This is a genomic window from Spongiibacter sp. (genome assembly GCF_041602295.1).
Lineage (GTDB): Bacteria > Pseudomonadota > Gammaproteobacteria > Pseudomonadales > Spongiibacteraceae > Spongiibacter.
Genome location: NZ_JBFIGO010000015.1, coordinates 1 through 15,942 on the forward strand (window position 1 = coordinate 1; position 15,942 = coordinate 15,942).

Genomic DNA, 15,942 nt, shown 5'->3' on the forward strand with positions numbered 1-15,942 from the left:
AACAGCCCCGAGGTGGCGATCAAAATAGAGGTGCCCAAATCCGGTTGCGTGGCCACCAGCAATGTCGGCACAAAGATCAGCACCAGACTGGTGGCGGTATGCCGCCACCCCGGCGGCAAGGGGTGATTGGACAGGTGCCAGGCCACGGTCATCGGCATGATCAGCTTGGCCAATTCCGAAGGCTGGAAGCGAAAGCCGCCCAGCGACAACCAGCGCTGCGCGCCCTTGGCACCCACACCAAAGAAATGTACCGCCAGCAACAGCACGATACAGCCGGCAAAGGCAAACGGCGCCCAGCGCTGTAACTGTTCCGGGTGCAGCTGGGCCACCAGAATCATGGCGACAAAAGCCACCGACAAAAAGCGCCCCTGACGCAGCACCGCGCCAGTGCTTTCATCGCTGGCGCTGTACAGCACCATCAGCCCGACACCACTTAGCAACAGCAGTAAGAACAGTAACACCGGGTCGATGCGCAGACGCTGAGACAGGCTGCGCTGGCTGTGCATGGGGCCGCTGCCGCTGGGTAGCTGACGCACAAAATCCGAATTATTCATCGCTACTTTCCTCGCCGGGCAAGGGCGGCTCGCCCAATAGGTAGGCATCGATCATCGCTTTGGCCACCGGCCCGGCCACACCGCCGCCGCTCTCGCCATTTTCAACAATCACCGCCACCGCGATTTGCGGGTCTTCGGAGGGCGCAAAGGCAACAAACAGGGCGTGATCGCGCTTGCGCTTTTCCAGTGACTCAGAGTCATATTTTTCGCCCGCCGCAATCCCCACCACCTGGGCGGTTCCCGTTTTACCGGCCAGTCGATACTGCAGACCGGGGCGCAGCGAGCGACCGGTACCGCGGCTGTCATAAATCACCTGTTCCATGGAATGGTTAATGGCGTCCCAATAGGCCTCGGGCACATCTTCCATTTTGCCGAGCAGCGGCGCCTCGACCTCGGCCCCACCCACAGCGGCGAGCAGGCGCGGCGCCCGCAGCTCACCCCGCGAGGCGAGCACCGAGGTGGCCACCGCAATCTGCAGCGGCGTCGCCAACATAAACCCCTGACCGATGCCCACGTTAATGGTTTCGCCGGGGTACCAGTGACTGCCGCGCGTCTCCTGCTTCCATTGGCGAGACGGCAACAAGCCACCGCGCTCGTTGGTATTATCGATGCCGGTGACCTTGCCCAGGCCAAAGCGCTCGCCAAAGGCGTGCAGGCGATCAATACCCAGCTTATAGGCCAGCTCGTAAAAATACACATCGCAGCTTTCTGCGATAGCCTGCTCCATATTCACGGTAAAACCGTGACCGCCGCGCTTCCAGTCGCGGTAGCGGCGACTGTCGTTGGGCAGACTAAAAAAACCGGGGTCGGCATAGCGGGTCGCCGGTGTCACGGCGCCGTAGTACATGCCGGCCAGTGCCCAAATCGGCTTTACCGTCGACGCCGGCGGGTACTGGCCCTGCAAGGCGCGGTTGTACAGCGGCAGGTCGTTGTCGTTCTGCAGCGCCCGGTAGTCGCGACCGCTGATGCCGCTGACAAACAGATTGGCGTCGTAGCTCGGGGTGCTCAGCAGTGCGATAACCCCACCGGTTTTCGGGTTGATCGCCACGGCCGCGCCGCGCCGCCCCGCCATGGCCTCAAAGGCGACGCGCTGCACGTGGGCATCGAGGTGCAACTGTATATCACCACCGGGCAGGGGGTCGTGGCGCTCCAGCACCCGTAAAATACGGCCGTGGGCATTACTTTCGACGTTTTGATAGCCCACCGTGCCGTGCAACAGTTCTTCGTAGTATTTTTCCAGACCAATCTTGCCAATATGGTGGGTGCCGCTGTAATTCACCGGGTCGATAACATCCTGCTCGCTTTCACTCACCCGCCCGACATAGCCCAGCACATGGGCAAACAGCTCACCCTGGGGGTAGTGGCGCACCAACTGGGCGTCGATATCCACGCCGGGCATGCGGTGACGATTGACGGCAATGGCAGCGATTTCGGCTTCGCTAAGGCGAAATTTCAGCGGCACCTCTTCGTAGGGACGGCGGCGACGCAGACGTTTTTCGAACTGTTCGATGTCGTCGTCACTGAGTTCGACGAGACTGCTGATAAGCGCCAGCGTCTCGTCCAGCGACTTCACTCGCTCGCGCACCACACTGAGGGTATAGCTGGGAATATTTTCCGCCAGCAACACGCCGTTGCGATCGAAAATCAGCCCGCGCTTGGGGGCGATGGGCATTAACTGAATGCGGTTGCGGTCGGACTGGGTTTTATAGATGTCGTAGTCAAAGATTTGCAACTGGGTATAGCGCGATACCAGGATACTGGTCATCACCAGCAGCATAACGATAGACACCAGCATGCGGCGCTTGTATATGCTGCGCTCGTAATAGGTATTCTTCAGTAACTGGCGTCTGGGTAGTTTGGCCATTAATCAGCGGTGATAGGGGTGACTGGCAAGTATCGTCCACGCGCGATACAGCTGCTCGGCGAACATAACCCTTACCAGCGGATGTGGCAAGGTCATCGCCGACATCGACCACTTTTCCACTGCGGCCGACAGGCACTCTGCCGCCAGACCGTCTGGGCCACCAACCAAAATACTGACGTTATCGCCCTCCATGCGCCATTGCGACAGCGACTTGGCCAGCGACTCGGTGCTGATCGAGCGGCCGCGCACATCCAGGGCAATAATGCGGTCCCCGCGGGGGATGGCCGCCATCATCGCCTCGCCCTCTTGGGCAATGGCGCGGCGAATATCGGTGTTTTTCCCGCGCTTAGCCAGCGGCAACTCGCGGATATCAAACTGTATTTCGGGCGGCAGCCGCTTGCGGTATTCCGCCACCCCGGCCTCCACCCAGTCGGGCATTTTGCCGCCGATACAGAGCAGGCTAACTCTCATCAGCACCGTCGCTGCTGTCACTGTCGCCGGCCGCAGGCACTTGCCACAGGCGCTCCAAATCGTAGAACAGACGCGCTTCGGGCAACATGATGTGCACAACGACATCGCCAAAGTCCACCAACACCCAGTCAGCGGTCTGCTGCCCTTCCATGCCCAGCGGGGTGAAGCCGGCTTTCTTGGCGTCTACCCAAACATTGTCAGCGAGGGACTTAACATGGCGGTTAGAAGTACCACTACAGATCACCATATAATCGGTGACGCCGCTGATACCGCGAACATCCAGTGTGGTGATGTCGCGCCCTTTCAGGTCTTCCAGTGCGTCAATCACCAGGGTTTTCAATTGCTCAACGGCCATTAATTCTCAGTTCCTGTTTGCGTATCTTGATAGAGGCCCCAACGGGCAATTTGCTCTGCCACCGCAGCGGGCAGCAGGTAATGAATAGAGCGCCCGGCCGCCAAACGGTCGCGGATATCGGTAGCGGAGATCGGCAGCTGTATCAGCTTACTACTATAAAAACCGCCCGCCGCCCGGCGACCCAAATCGGCGGCAAGGGCGACGCGGCACGCGGCCATGGTGTCGGCCACCACGGCATCGGCCTGCAGCGGGTGATCGGCCCGCTCAATGACCATAAGATTGGCGTAGTCCAACAACTGCTGCCAGTGCTGCCAACGGTGCAGCTTGGCATAGGCATCACTGCCGACCACGGCGGTCAGCGCCACCTCGTCGCCCAGCTCCTGGCGCATCTCGCGCAGGCTGTCGACGGTATACGAGGCGCCGTCGCGACGCAGCTCGCGGTCGTCGACCTGCAGTTCAGGCACTTCGGCCACCGCCGCCTCGACCATCGCCAAACGCTGCGCACTGCTGGCACCGGGGCGCCCGCGCAGCGGCGGCTGATGGCTGGGCATCAAGCGCACTTCGTCGGCCACCAACAGTTCGCGCAGTTCGATGGCTGAGCGCAAATGCCCGTTGTGGATCGGGTCAAAGGTGCCGCCAAATACCACAATGTGCCGACGCGACGCGGCCATCAGCAATGCATCGCCTTAGCCGCGCACATGGCCATCGCCAAACACCACCCATTTCTGGGAAGTCAGACCCTCTAAACCAACCGGCCCGCGGGCGTGAATTTTATCGGTGGAGATGCCAATCTCGGCGCCCAGGCCGTATTCAAAGCCGTCGGCAAAGCGCGTAGAGGCATTGATCATCACCGAGCTGGAGTCGACCTCGCGCAGGAAACGCCGCGCCAGGGTGTAGTTTTCGGTGACAATGGATTCGGTGTGCCCGGAGCTGTAGCGGGCGATATGCGCCATCGCCTCGTCGATACCGGCGACCACCTTGACCGACAGAATGGGCGCCAGGTACTCGGTGGCCCAGTCTTCCTCAGTGGCTTCCACGGCCCCCATCAGCACCTGCCGGGTGCGCGGACAGCCGCGCAGCTCGACACCGGCGGCCTGCAGGTCGTCGGCGATACCGGGCAGCAGCTCTTCGGCGCGGCTCTCGGCAATCAACAGGGTTTCCATGGTATTGCAGGTGCCAAAGCGCTGGGCCTTGGCATTCACGGCAATAGCGCGGGCCTTGGCGGCGTCGGCGGCATCGTCGATATACACGTGGCAAATACCGTCGAGGTGCTTAATGACCGTTACCTGGGCGTCGCGCGAAATACGCTCGATCAGGCCCTTGCCGCCGCGCGGCACAATCACATCGACGTATTCGGGCATGGTAATCAGCTCACCAACGGCGGCGCGATCGGTGGTTTCCAGCACTTGCACGGCGGTTTCCGGCAGGCCGGCAGCGGCCAGGCCCTGACGAATACAGGCGGCCAGCGCCTGGTTAGAATGAATCGCCTCCGAGCCGCCGCGCAAAATGGCGGCATTGCCGGACTTCAGGCAGAGGCTGGCGGCCTCGGCGGTCACATTGGGGCGCGACTCGTAAATAATACCGACCACACCGAGCGGCACGCGCATTTTGCCTACTTGAATGCCACTGGGGCGGTAGTTCATGTCGCTGATTGCGCCCACCGGGTCGGGCAGCGCCGCAACCTGCTTCAGGCCTTCAATCACCGCGTCTATGCCCGCCGCGGTCAGCGCCAGACGGTCGAGCAATGCGGCGTCGAGGCCGGCGGCCTCACCGGCCTTGAGGTCTTTTTGGTTCGCCTCGGCGATGGCCGGGCGCGCAGCATCCACGGCCTCAGCAATAGCCAGTAGTGCGCGGTTTTTCACCCCGCTGTCAGCAGCGGCCAACAGCCGCGAAGCGGCGCGAGCCTGCTGTCCCAGCTGCTGCATATACTGTTTGACGTCCATCTACGCGAATCCCCTTGAGCCCTGCGCTAAAACCGGCGACCGCCGGTTGCGGAAAAAGCGCACAGTATACCGGAATGCGACGGGACTCACTACGCGGCAACACCCCGCAGTACACCCAGCCAGTGGACCTACAGCGAGAGACCGTCCAAAAGCATGTGCAGGGCGTCGAGCCGGGCCAGTGGATCATCCACTTCCAGCAGCGGATAGACATCAGCGGCATCCAAGGGCAGCAGCTGCGCCAGGCGATTGACCAGCTCCCCGGCACCGTTGACATCGGCACTAAAGCCCATGCGCTGAACATGGGGATGCTCCACCAACTGGGCGAGCAGCGCCGCCAGCTCCTCGGTGGTTTCCGGCAGCGGCACGTCTTCGGGCTCCTCCAGCCACTGCACCCGGCCGCGCTGCAAGCCGCTATCGTCGCGGTAGCTGTAGTCCAGGCGAAAGCGGCGGCCACCCTCAACGACCACCCCCAGCAAACCGTCCTCGGTTTGGTCCCAGTCGACGATATTCGCCTCGCAGCCCACCGCCGCCAGGCGCTGCGCGTCACCCGCGCCGGCCACTTCGCTGCCAGCATGCAGGTACACAATGCCGAAACTGCCCTGCTCGCGCAGGGTCTGGGTCACCAGGTCCAGATAGCGGCGCTCAAAAATTCGCAGTGCCAGGCGCCCGCCGGGAAACAATACCGAGCCCAGCGGGAATAGCGGGTAGTCATCTTGTTGCTCAATCGCCATCGCGGCATCAACCCCTGCTTTGTTGAGCATTGTTTTCCGGCCCCAGCGGCTTAAGCATCAGTATCAACTTAGGCAGCAGCAGCATGGCGCCGAGCAGCGCCGCCACCATCGCCAAGCCGGTAAGCAGGCCAAAGTAGATACTGGGGTTGAAATTAGACAGCGCCAAAATAGAGAAGCCAAAGACAATAATCACCGAGGTGTAATACATCGCCTTACCGATACTACCGTGACAGCGGTACATGGTTTGCAGGTAGTTGCGATCGCGGGGGAACTCGTCGCGAAAGCGATGTACGTAGTGAATCGTGTCGTCCACACCGATTCCCACGGTGATGGCAGCTATGGTAATGGTCATCATGTCCAGCGGGATACCCGCCAGCCCCATGCCGCCGAGCACCGCGCCGGCCGCCAGCAAATTGGGCGTCAGGGCGATCATCGCCAGGCTTAAGGAGCGAAACAGCACCACGAACATCGCCAGAATCGCGACAAACACCGCCGCCAGGGTGAGGATCTGCGAGGTAAATAGGCTTTGCAGCATATTGTTGTACAACACCAGCAGGCCGGTCAGCTCTACCTGTTCCTCCTCAAACCCCATCTCGTCAATCAAATGGCGCCGCACCTGCTTGAGAAATTCATTGCGCTCCAGGCTGTGACTGGTCTCTTTCACACGCAAGCTGATGCGCGCCTGGTCAACCTCTGGCGACAAATACGGGTCGAGCAAAATACCGCTGATCGACTCGGGCAAGGAGCGCTCCGCCAACGCTAGCTGCAGGTCGTCGACATTGCCCATGATCATCTGCATCAGCTCGTAAAATGTGGCCAGCGACAACACCTTACCGGTCTCAGGCAGGCCGTCGAGATAGTTGTGCACGTCCTGAATCCGGCGCATTCCCGCCACCGTAAACCAGGCACTTTGACTGGCACCGGCACTGCCAGCAGCCGCGCCAAAATCGTCTGCACCGCCGAAGTCATCGGCAAAATCATCGGCAAAGTCATCGCCGGCAAAGCTGCTGTCTGCGGCAAAATCATCGGCGCCGCCATCGTCGGGGCCGCCGTCGCCAAACAGCTGGTCAAACTCCGCGGCAGCAGCTTCAGCGACCGCGCTGTCGACCGGCGCCTGCGGCTCGTCAAGCACCGCAACGGCTTTGTCGCTGGGCCGGTTGAGAATGATGTCCAGACCAATGGTGCCGCCCAACTCGGCATCAATCGTTTCCATGCCCTGATAGATTTCCGTGTCTTGATGGAAGTAATCAATAAAGCGATTTTCCACTTTCAACTGGGAAATTCCCCAGCCACTGAGCAACAACAGCAGCACCGATACCAGCAAAATCGTGCCGCCAAAGCGTTCGGTCGCCACGGCAAAATAGCGCGTAAATGAACCTTCGCCGCCGGCGCCACCCTTCTCGTCGCGGGCGGGCAGCAGCATCAACACGCAGGGTAGCACCAGGAAGCTGAGCAGCAGTGCCGCGGTCACCCCCATCGACATCATCCAGCCAAAGTCGATCACCGGGCGAATACCGCTGACCACCAGCGAGGCGAAGGCCACCAGCGTGGTCAGCGCGGTATAAATACAGGGCCGCGCCATCAAACTCACGGTATCGCTAACGCGCTGCAGCTGCGTGCTCTGCGGCGCCAGCGCCGACAATTCGCGGTAGCGCACCACCAAGTGGATGGTGATCGCCAGGGTGATAATCAGCAGCAGCGCGACAAAATTGGCCGAGATGACCGTCAACCGCCAGTCCAAAAACGCCAACAGGCCAAGCATAAAGACCACGGTGAGCACACAATTAAGCAGCGGGATCAGCACCCAGCGCGGACTGCCAAAAATCACCAGCAGCAGCACGACGATAAACAGCAGAATGCCGCTGCCAAACACTTTCAGATCACTTTTCACAAAGTCGATCATGTCCACGGTGATCATCGGCACACCGCCGAGAAACAACTTGGCGCCGTTGCGATAGTCGTCCAACACCGCCCGCGCTTGCGAGACCAGCTCTTCCTGACTTTCGTGAACTTCGCTTACGTAATCGCTAAACGCTTTTTCGGCCTGCGCCAACTGCCGCTGCCCATCGGCAGTCAATACCCCCTGCTTGGCCTGCGCGCGAAGTGCATCGCGCTCATCCAACAGGCGATAAAACTTGTCGTCGCGCTGCAAGTTCACCTGCAGGGCCGTGGTCTTGCCGTCGGGGCTGGTGAGCAGCGAACGGTAAATCGGACTGTTGGCAAACTCCTGGCGCGCCATATCAACATTGGCGGTGCCGGCACCCAGGGTGGGAATGTCTCCGCCGGTGACATCAGCCAGGCTGACTGGAGGGCTCTGCAACAGCGGCACATCGAGAATGGAGTTGATGCTGGACACCTGGGGCAGCGCCGCCAAGTCGTCGCGCAGCCGTGCCAGCGTCGCCAGCTGCGGCTGGGCAAACAAATCGCCCTCGGGCTGATAGGTCACCAGCAAAAAGTCTTCTGTCTGGTAACGTTTGCTGATCTCGCGAAAGTACTCCAGCGAGGTGTCGCCTTCGAGCACCAGTGCTTCAGAAGACGCATCGAGCTTCATGCCGGGGATATAGCTACCGAGAAAGCCAATTACCACAAACAACACCAGTAAAACCCAGGGAGCGTTGCGAAGAATCAATGCTTGATACAGGCTGGCGAACCGCGCAGTCATTAGAGTTCCTTAATTGCCGGGCAGCAATGCCCAATAATTCACGAGAGAAAGTCGTTTATTCACCCCAGCGCGGCAGCAGTGTCTGCGCCACACCGAGATGGTCCAATACCCGCGCCACCACAAAATCGACGATATCGTCGACGCTACGGGGGCGGCGATAAAAGCCCGGCGATGCCGGCATGATGGTGGCGCCCATTTGACTGAGGCTGAGCATATGTTGCAGATGAATGCTCGACAAGGGCATTTCCCGCGTTACCAACACCAACTGGCGCCGCTCTTTGAGTACCACATCGGCCGCGCGTTCGATCAAATTGTTGCTGGCGCCGCAAGCAATCGCCGACAGCGTGCCGGTACTGGCCGGACACACCACCATCCGTGTCGGCGCACCGCTGCCCGAGGCCACTGCGGCCATCCAGTCTTCCGGGCCGTGTACCTGCAGCTGCGCGGGGTCACAGCCAAAGCGCGCCACCAGATACTTGTGCAGCGCCTGGGGCTTGGCCGGCAAGTTGTCATCCGTTTCCGTCGCCACCACCAGCAGCGCCGCCTTGGAGATCATAAAATGCACCGGACATCCCGCCGCCAGCAAACACTCCAGCAAGCGCAGGCCGTACTGCGCCCCCGATGCTCCGGTCATTGCCAGTGTGACAGACTCCATCACCTACTCCCTGTTACGCAGCGCGTTGAGCATTTGCTGATGCACGCCGCCGAAACCGCCGTTACTCATAATCACCAAGTGGTCGCCAGCGCGCAGCATCGCCGCCAGCGAACGCACGCAGCCGGCAAGATCGCTACTCAAACGCGCCGGCACCTGACTGTCGGCAATCACGCCATCCAGCGACCAGTTTAAACCCGGCGGCTGGTACCAAATGACTTCGTCAGCGGCCGCCGTGGAGGCCGCCAAACGATCTTGGTAGATCCCCATACGCATGGTATTCGATCGCGGTTCTATCAGCGCAATAATTCGACCACCGTCCTTCACCCGGCCGCGCAGGCCCTGCAGGGTGGTTTCAATGGCGGTAGGGTGGTGGGCAAAATCGTCGTAGACCGACACGCCATCAATGCAGCCCAGCAGCTCCATCCGCCGTTTCACGCCCTGAAAGCGCCCCAAGGAAGCAATACTGTCGGCCGGCAATACACCGACATGACGAGCTGCCGCAATCGCGGCCAGTGCATTGGCGACATTGTGGGCACCGGTATGCGACCAACTGACCTCGCCCTGCTCGCGCCCCTGATGCAGCACCGTGAAACGGGAGTAATCGTCACTGCATTGCGCCGACTGCCAGGCGGCATCGGCGCCGCTGACGCTCAGCTCCTCGCGCTCGCTCCAGCAACCCAGCGCCAGGGTGTCGTCGATAGCCACCACCGCCGCCGGGTAAATTATCCGGCCACTGGCCGGCACCGTGCGCACCACGTGGTGAAACTGGCGCTGTATGGCCTGCAGGTTGTCAAAAATATCGGCGTGATCGAATTCGAGGTTGTTAATAATCAGCGTGCGTGGGCGGTAATGGACAAACTTGGAGCGTTTGTCGAAAAAGGCGCTGTCGTACTCATCGGCCTCGATAACAAAAAAATCGGAGTCACCCAACCGCGCCGACAGACCGAAATCGGCCGGCACACCGCCGATCAAAAACCCCGGATCGTAACCGCAATCTTGCAAGATCCAGGCGAGCATACTACTGGTAGTGGTTTTGCCGTGGGTACCCGAGCAGGCCAGCACCCAGCGCCCCTGCAGTACATGGTCACTCAGCCACTGCGGCCCCGAGGTATAGGGCAGGCCGCGCTCCAACATATATTCAACGGCCGCATTGCCCCGCGACATGGCATTGCCCACCACCACCAGATCCGGCGCCGGGTCGAGGTGGGCGGGCTCATAGCCCTCCATTAACTCGATGCCCTGAGCTTCCAGCTGGGTGCTCATCGGCGGATACACGTTGGCATCGGAGCCGGTGACCCGGTGCCCCAGCTGCCGGGCCAAACTGGCGAGGCCGCCCATGAAGGTGCCGCAAATACCGAGGATGTGAATATGCATTACTTGTGCTTCGACCAAGGAATAGTGGCGAGCATGGTATCACCGGCCCCGGGTAAGCTCTACGGTCTGGCGCCGCCGCGGCAGACCCGCTCCCCAAAAAAAAGGCCGGGCAAAGCCCGGCCTTTTTGTCACTGCCAATCGACGCCTTAGAAAGAGGCGCCCACCCACAGCCACAGCTTGTCGGTATCAACCGCCAACTCATCGGCCGAATAGGCGGCGTACTTCACGCCCGCCGAATAGTGCTTGCCGAATTTCTTGCTGTACACCGCATTGACCTCACTGCCGTAGTTATCGACACCACTGCTGTCGTCATCGGCGCTGTAGTCGTGGTAAGCCAGTGCCCACTTGCCGCCGGCCAAGCTTCCACCCAGCGACACATAGCTGTCTACCAAACCGCCCGCCGGGGTGTTGAGGAAAATATCCGCCCAACCGTTAAATTTGTGCAGCGTGGCCAGCGGCGTGGCAAAGCCGTAGGCGCCGTCATCACTGCCCAGCACTTCGTAACCGAGCTTGGCAGTCAGCCCTGCAGCGCTGACACCCCCCTCAAGCAACAGATAGTCGGCATCGGCCTCATTGGCACCGGCTTCGGCCGACTGCGTCGCGTACTCGACGCTGTACAACAGCTTTGTGTTGCCGGCCGGGGCGGCGCCGCTGAAGCTCAAACCGTAGGTATCCAGCGTCGCCTCATTGCCCTGATCCAGCTCCAACAGATAGGAATAGGCGGTGAGTTTACCCGCGCCGGTCTGATAGCTGGCATTGACCAGATGGTCCTTGCTGTCGAGGTCGGCAGCCTCAGCAAAAATGCGATTGCGCTGGTTAATATAGGCGTAGTTCAGCGACAGTTTGTCGCTGGCCTTATAGGCCATACTCAAGCCGTCAAAGGTCTGTTTGTCCTGCCGCCAGCCAACGTGACCAACATGGCGGTGACCATCGAAGGCAATGACCTGACGACCCAGCTTAGCCGTTACCCCGCCCTGCGTATATTGCACAAAAGCCTGATCCAACTCAGTGGTTTCAGGGTCGGCAATCACCGAATACTGCCCGGTTTTATAGCCGCTAGGCGGTACACTGTAATCGCCCTCACCCGCGACAATGCGGGTATCTTCCATTTCCACGGTGGCGGAGAAACCGCTGACGCTGCCGGTCTGATAACCCAGCTTGGTACGCAGCGTCAGTGCGCTGGCGTCGTCCAGCCCGTTGTCTTGCTCCACCGATTCATAGCGCAGGCGAAAATCGCCATAGGCCTTACCGTCGCTCAAGGCCTCGGCAACGCTGTCGGCGGCCTGGGCAGGAATCGCCGCCGCACAGCCGGCAATGGCCACGGCCAGCGCCGCTTTTGAATAAACTGTCATACCGCTTATCTCCTAGTAGTCTTTAGCTATCTTGTGGCGGCACCTAACGGCCCAGCCATGGCGAAAAATTGTTGGCGAATTTATCACTGGCAAGCAGCCGCAATGGCCACCGCATTTCGCTCAAGCAGTATTTAGCAAGGCCTATGCCAGACTAGGCATGCCAGGAAAATATTTTTGAAAACCGATTAATATCAATGAGTTAACAATAGAAAATAGACTGAGAAAGGCGTTGACGGGGCCTGCGAACCAGCACGAGGCGCACCCGCAAAAAGATGCGACTCACAATGAAGCCGAGGCGCACCGAAACGCAGCCGCCCCGGCGCGCCAAAACCTTGCCGACGCGCACAATCGTGGCGCAGCCATGGTCAGCGATTCAAGCTCCACAGCAGCGCCAGCAGCAGAGCAAAACTCACACCCTGCCAAAAACGCAGCGGATGACGCTGAATCAGCGGCTGGAACTGCGCCTGCTGATAGTCGGGATTGGGGTGCTGCAGATCGTGAACAAACTCGGCGATATCGTGGTAGCGCAAATCGGCATTGATACTCAGCGCCCGTTTCAGCGCGCGGTCCAGCCAAAACGGCACATGGGGATTGTATTCACAGGCGGAAATATAGCGCAGCCGCGCGTAGTCGGCAGCGCTGCGACACTGCTCCAGTTTGCCCTCATAGGGCAGCTTGCCGGTCAGCATTTCGTAGGCCAGCACGGCCAGCGAAAACTGGTCGGCGCGCGCGCTCGGTGGCTTTCTCAACACATGCTCTGGCGCGGAGTACTGCGCGGTACCAAGAATGTGGTCGCGCTGCAGCGGCGCCGCAATTTCCGCCAATCCGGCGACATGGCAGCTGCCAAAGTCGATAATGCGCACACTGCCGTCATCGGCCACCAAGACATTGTCGGGCTTGATATCCTGGTGCAGGGTGTCGCGGCGGTGCATGGCCTGCAGGCCGCGGGCAACCTTGGCAAGCATCGCCACCGCCGCGCTGACCGCCGCCTTGTCGCGACCCGCCATCCACTGCCCCAGTGTCTGGCCCGACACGTACTCAGCCAAATAGTAGAGGCTAGTCGGCCGCTGCGGCGGCTCCACTATCGACACCACCGCCGGGTGGTCGATGCGCCGACCGATCCAGCTTTCCAACACAAAACGCTCGATATAAGCCGCGTCGTCGAGGTAGTGCAGCGACGGCGTTTTCATCACATAGTGACGATCCGCCGTGGCATCAAACACCTTGTATAGCTGGCTGCGCGGACTGGCGTGAATCTCCTCCTCCACCACTAAACCATCGATCACCGCGCCCTCGGACAGCGGCGGCGGGAAGGGTAGCTCGGTCAACTTGCGGTAGACATCTTCGACATCGGCCAGCGGCAACGCCTCAACGCGCAGCAGCTGGCAGCTCAGATTGTCATTGCTGCCGGCCTCCAGCGCCGCGGCAATCAGCCGTTCGCAGGCGGCGTCGAGATCGCCGCCGGCACCAACAATTAACGCCTGCAGCTGCTCAGCCGCCAGGAAATCGTGCACGCCATCGGTGCTCAGCATAAACACATCGCCACAGCAGACATCCACTGCCCGGTAGTCGACATCGAGGTTGATATCCAGGCCCATGGCGCGGGTTAAATAGGCGTGACCCGCACTGATGCGGCGGGCGTGATCGCGGGTCAGCTGCTCCAGCTCGCCATCGCGCAGGCGATAGATACGGCTGTCGCCAACGTGGAACAAGTGCGCCAGCTGCGACTTGAACACCGCCACGCTGAGGGTCGATACATAGCCCTTTTCCGCCTGGGCATAGCCCTGACCCTGGGCAAACAGCCAGCGATTCAGAGCGTTGAGCACCTGCTGCGCCGAGCGCTTGACCGACCAGGCATCGGGCGTGGAAAAATAATCACTGAGAAAACCGGTGACGCAGCTCTCGGCCGCCTCCTTGCCCGCCTCGGCCGCCGACACACCATCGGCAATAACCGCGACAGCCCCCTTAATAGTGAGCAGCGAATCGTCGGGCACACGCACGCCGAGGCTGTCCTCATTAAACGACTTAAGCCCAGCGCTACTGCGCTGGGCTATGGTCAGTTGCAATCCACCATCTAGGTGCAAGGCAGTACTCTCCTTGATTAAGGGCGCGGCGCGGCCGCGCTGATCAGCTCACTTCGATCAGCGCCACACTGCCGTCGTCATTGTATTCGGCAATATGCCCCTTGGGTTCGGTCATAAACTGCACGGCAACAAACACGAAGGCGGCACAGGCAGCGATCACCATAAAGAAGCTGGAGGCGTCGACAAAGCTCAATACCGTCAGGAAGATCACTGCACCGACGTTGCCGTAGGCACCGGTCATACCAGCAATCTGTCCCGTCATGCTGCGCTTAACCAGCGGCACGATCGCAAATACGGCACCTTCACCGGCCTGCACAAAGAACGAGCAGCACATGGTAGAAATTACCGCCAACCAGATCGGCCAATCCGAGGTGATTTGGCTAAGCAGCATATAGCCGGCGGCCAGGCCGCAAATCAGGATGCTGAGTGAACGGCGACGACCGAATTTGTCTGACAGATAACCGCCACCGGGGCGCGCGACCAGATTCATAAAGGCGAAGCCCGAGGCCAGCATACCGGCTTTCACCGCGCTCAGCTCAAAGGTATCCATAAAGAACAGCGGCAGCATTGACACCACGGCCAATTCTGAGCCGAAGGTTACCAGGTAGGCAACATTCAAAATCGCCACTTGCTTAAAGGGGTATTTCTGCATTTCCGGGATGTCGACATTGTTGAGCACATCCTGATTCACTCGCAGAATCTGGCTGACTTGAAATACAAACAACACCACCAATCCACAGTAGAGCGCCAGCGCTGCGGTTTCGTTCAGCAGGCCGAGATTTTGCGGCGACAATTTCCAGGTCAGTACCGCCAGTGCCGCATACATGGGCACACACATAGCGATATAGAACACCAGGTCACGCTTACTGGTGACCACCAGACCGCCACTCTTCTTGGGCTTGAAGTAGGTAGAGCCTTTGGGCGTGTTGCGCGCGCGGCTGTAAAAGAACAAACCGTAGACCATTGCCATGACACCGGTGGTGGCAATGGCATAGCGCCAGCCGTCATCACCGCCGTAAAGCAGCGCCAGTGTCGGCAGGCTCATCGCCGCCGCCGCCGAGCCAAAGTTACCCCAGCCGCCGTAAACACCTTCGGCCAGACCGACTTGACGCGCCGGGAACCACTCGCCCACCAGGCGAATACCGATCACAAAGCCAGCGCCGATAAAGCCCATCAAAAAGCGCAGCAGGGCAATCGTTTCGTAGCTATCGGCAAAGGCAAAGGCGATACACATGGCACCGCCGCTGACCAGCAGCGCGGCGTAAACAATACGCGGGCCGAAGCGATCGACCAACATGCCGACAATCACCCGGGCGGGAATGGTCAGCGCGACGTTGAGAATCATCAGCGCTTTAACTTGCTGGCCGGTCAGGTCAAATGCTTCTTTGATAGAAGCCAGCATTGGCGCGTGGCTAAACCACACAACAAAGGTCAAAAAGAAGGCAAACCAGCTCAGATGCAGCAAGCGGATTTTATCCTGCTTGAGATCGAGCACATTAAGAGTAGAGGACGACATAACAGCTCCATATAGCCGACGAAGAATTTGTCAGCTGTACAGCAAACGCCGTGCCAATAACCCAAAACAACCCAATAAGCTATTGATTTACAATGGATAAAAATAAATTTCCAGAGCGCAAACGGCTCCCCGGAGACAATAGCGGCAGACTCCCCCCCACCCCGCGATCACATTGACGCCCCGCAATGATGCACGACGCCCCACGACATGACAGCCGCGCCGCCAACACCGGCACTAAAATGCACCACAAGCCGTCACAAGAAAGCAAACAAGTCTTATAAATCAATAACTTAAAAACAAAAATCAGCGCTGGCACATCTTTTGCTTTTATGTGGCTACCGAGCCGAAACAGGCGCACTTACAAACGCGGTCGCAACTCCA

Annotated in this window: 13 protein-coding genes; all 13 read right to left on the reverse strand. The window is 59.8% G+C overall.

The features are described 5' to 3' along the window. Positions 1–554, reverse strand: a 554-nt coding sequence (locus ABYM29_RS04595) for an FtsW/RodA/SpoVE family cell cycle protein (protein WP_372862699.1), incomplete at its 3' end; no start/stop codon positions are given. Next, the gene (mrdA, locus tag ABYM29_RS04600; protein WP_372862702.1) at positions 547–2,418 is read right to left on the reverse strand and encodes a penicillin-binding protein 2; all 1,872 of its coding nucleotides are present in this window, start codon (positions 2,416–2,418) and stop codon (positions 547–549) included. The genes ABYM29_RS04595 and mrdA, both read right to left, overlap by 8 nt. Before the next feature lie 3 nt (positions 2,419–2,421). Further along, positions 2,422–2,889 carry a 23S rRNA (pseudouridine(1915)-N(3))-methyltransferase RlmH gene (rlmH, locus tag ABYM29_RS04605; protein ID WP_372862704.1) on the reverse strand — a complete coding sequence of 156 codons (468 nt, stop codon included), beginning with the start codon at positions 2,887–2,889 and terminating at the stop codon, positions 2,422–2,424. Continuing rightward, entirely contained in the window at positions 2,879–3,244 is a 366-nt protein-coding gene (rsfS, locus tag ABYM29_RS04610; protein ID WP_372862707.1) for a ribosome silencing factor, read from the reverse strand. Before rsfS ends, rlmH begins: the two co-directional genes overlap by 11 nt. Continuing rightward, on the reverse strand, positions 3,244–3,915 hold the full coding sequence (gene nadD / locus ABYM29_RS04615; protein WP_372862709.1) for a nicotinate-nucleotide adenylyltransferase: 672 nt from the start codon (positions 3,913–3,915) through the stop codon (positions 3,244–3,246). The genes rsfS and nadD overlap by 1 nt, the downstream gene beginning before the upstream one ends. Before the next feature lie 15 nt (positions 3,916–3,930). Further along, complete coding sequence (locus ABYM29_RS04620; protein ID WP_372862712.1) at positions 3,931–5,187, reverse strand: glutamate-5-semialdehyde dehydrogenase; 1,257 nt, start codon at positions 5,185–5,187, stop codon at positions 3,931–3,933. 128 nt (positions 5,188–5,315) lie between these two features. Beyond that, a complete protein-coding gene (locus ABYM29_RS04625; protein ID WP_372862714.1) occupies positions 5,316–5,948 on the reverse strand; it encodes an LON peptidase substrate-binding domain-containing protein in 633 nt (210 codons plus the stop codon). Beyond that, the gene (locus ABYM29_RS04630) at positions 5,926–8,580 is read right to left on the reverse strand and encodes an RND family transporter (RefSeq protein ID WP_372862716.1); all 2,655 of its coding nucleotides are present in this window, start codon (positions 8,578–8,580) and stop codon (positions 5,926–5,928) included. The genes ABYM29_RS04625 and ABYM29_RS04630 overlap by 23 nt, the downstream gene beginning before the upstream one ends. Positions 8,581–8,635: 55 nt before the next feature. Then, a complete protein-coding gene (locus ABYM29_RS04635; RefSeq protein WP_372862719.1) occupies positions 8,636–9,235 on the reverse strand; it encodes a flavin prenyltransferase UbiX in 600 nt (199 codons plus the stop codon). Positions 9,236–9,238: 3 nt separating this feature from the next. Beyond that, the gene (mpl, locus tag ABYM29_RS04640; RefSeq protein WP_372862722.1) at positions 9,239–10,609 is read right to left on the reverse strand and encodes a UDP-N-acetylmuramate:L-alanyl-gamma-D-glutamyl-meso-diaminopimelate ligase; all 1,371 of its coding nucleotides are present in this window, start codon (positions 10,607–10,609) and stop codon (positions 9,239–9,241) included. A gap of 146 nt (positions 10,610–10,755) precedes the next feature. Next, complete coding sequence (locus tag ABYM29_RS04645) at positions 10,756–11,961, reverse strand: alginate export family protein (RefSeq protein WP_372862724.1); 1,206 nt, start codon at positions 11,959–11,961, stop codon at positions 10,756–10,758. Between the two features lie 365 nt (positions 11,962–12,326). Then, positions 12,327–14,027: a protein kinase gene (locus ABYM29_RS04650; protein ID WP_372862726.1), complete on the reverse strand. Its 1,701-nt coding sequence runs from the start codon at positions 14,025–14,027 to the stop codon at positions 12,327–12,329. Positions 14,028–14,088: 61 nt separating this feature from the next. Then, positions 14,089–15,561 carry a NarK family nitrate/nitrite MFS transporter gene (locus ABYM29_RS04655; protein WP_372862729.1) on the reverse strand — a complete coding sequence of 491 codons (1,473 nt, stop codon included), beginning with the start codon at positions 15,559–15,561 and terminating at the stop codon, positions 14,089–14,091. Between the last annotated feature and the right edge of the window lie 381 nt (positions 15,562–15,942).

What these genes read in the sequence shown, in the direction of transcription:
- ABYM29_RS04635 (WP_372862719.1), bottom strand. Translation starts at nt 9,235, where the DNA reads ATGGAGTCTGTCACACTGGCAATGACCGGAGCATCGGGGGCGCAGTAC.
- rlmH (WP_372862704.1), bottom strand. Translation starts at nt 2,889, where the DNA reads ATGAGAGTTAGCCTGCTCTGTATCGGCGGCAAAATGCCCGACTGGGTG.
- ABYM29_RS04655 (WP_372862729.1), bottom strand. Translation starts at nt 15,561, where the DNA reads ATGTCGTCCTCTACTCTTAATGTGCTCGATCTCAAGCAGGATAAAATC.
- ABYM29_RS04625 (WP_372862714.1), bottom strand. Translation starts at nt 5,948, where the DNA reads ATGCTCAACAAAGCAGGGGTTGATGCCGCGATGGCGATTGAGCAACAA.
- mpl (WP_372862722.1), bottom strand. Translation starts at nt 10,609, where the DNA reads ATGCATATTCACATCCTCGGTATTTGCGGCACCTTCATGGGCGGCCTC.
- nadD (WP_372862709.1), bottom strand. Translation starts at nt 3,915, where the DNA reads ATGGCCGCGTCGCGTCGGCACATTGTGGTATTTGGCGGCACCTTTGAC.
- ABYM29_RS04645 (WP_372862724.1), bottom strand. Translation starts at nt 11,961, where the DNA reads ATGACAGTTTATTCAAAAGCGGCGCTGGCCGTGGCCATTGCCGGCTGT.
- ABYM29_RS04630 (WP_372862716.1), bottom strand. Translation starts at nt 8,580, where the DNA reads ATGACTGCGCGGTTCGCCAGCCTGTATCAAGCATTGATTCTTCGCAAC.
- ABYM29_RS04620 (WP_372862712.1), bottom strand. Translation starts at nt 5,187, where the DNA reads ATGGACGTCAAACAGTATATGCAGCAGCTGGGACAGCAGGCTCGCGCC.
- rsfS (WP_372862707.1), bottom strand. Translation starts at nt 3,244, where the DNA reads ATGGCCGTTGAGCAATTGAAAACCCTGGTGATTGACGCACTGGAAGAC.
- mrdA (WP_372862702.1), bottom strand. Translation starts at nt 2,418, where the DNA reads ATGGCCAAACTACCCAGACGCCAGTTACTGAAGAATACCTATTACGAG.